Source organism: Clostridium zeae, assembly GCF_017312485.1.
Lineage (GTDB): Bacteria > Bacillota > Clostridia > Clostridiales > Clostridiaceae > Clostridium_AR > Clostridium_AR zeae.
The window spans coordinates 1-851 of the sequence record NZ_BMBA01000023.1 but is presented as its reverse complement, the minus strand read 5'-3'; the positions used below and the strand labels follow the sequence as shown (position 1 = coordinate 851).

At 43.0% G+C, this 851-nt stretch carries 2 rRNA genes; both read left to right on the top strand.

From position 1 onward, the window contains the following. Positions 1 to 204: ribosomal RNA gene (locus tag J3477_RS25900) — 16S ribosomal RNA — on the top strand; the annotation flags it as partial. Between the two features lie 425 nt (positions 205 to 629). After that, a 23S ribosomal RNA gene (locus J3477_RS25895) occupies positions 630 to 851 on the top strand; the annotation flags it as partial.

The window sequence follows — 851 nt, the reverse complement described above, 5'->3', positions numbered from 1 at the left end:
TTGCTAGTAATCGCGAATCAGCATGTCGCGGTGAATACGTTCCCGGGCCTTGTACACACCGCCCGTCACACCATGAGAGTTGGCAATACCCGAAGTCTGTGAGCTAACCCGTAAGGGAGGCAGCAGCCGAAGGTAGGGTCAGCGATTGGGGTGAAGTCGTAACAAGGTAGCCGTAGGAGAACCTGCGGCTGGATCACCTCCTTTCTATGGAGAAATTATTAAGTGCTGATGCATTTCAGACTTAATATATACGAATTCTGGTTAGAATCTCTCTCTGTTTAATTTTGAGATACCAAGTATCTCAGATTGTTCTTTGAAAATTGCACATAAGTTAAGTAAAGATATTTACTATTCTTTGTAATATAAAGGGCTGAATAAAATACACGCTAGTATTTGAAACAGCCAATAATCTGCGGGCTAGATATATATGTATCTATAGTCCAAACGTACAGTATGCAATGTACTTTTTTTTGAGTTCAGAAAAATATTTGTACAGCAGATTAGGAGTGGCATTAAAACCAAACAAGACGAGGAACCGACGAACGAGCAGTGGAGCTTACTCCAGGTAAGTGAGCATCGTAGTGAGGAAGGTGACGAAGTAATGTGAAGGCTATAATGACACGACATTAGGTCAAGCTACAAAGGGCGCATGGTGAATGCCTTGGCATCAAGAGCCGAAGAAGGACGTGACAAGCTGCGATAAGCTTTGGGTAGGCGCAAATAGCCTGTGATCCAAAGATCTCCGAATGAGGAAACTCACGTAGGTAACCCTACGTATCCTATAGTGAATACATAGCTATAGGAGGGTAAACCTAGGGAACTGAAACATCTAAGTACCTAGAGGAAGAGAA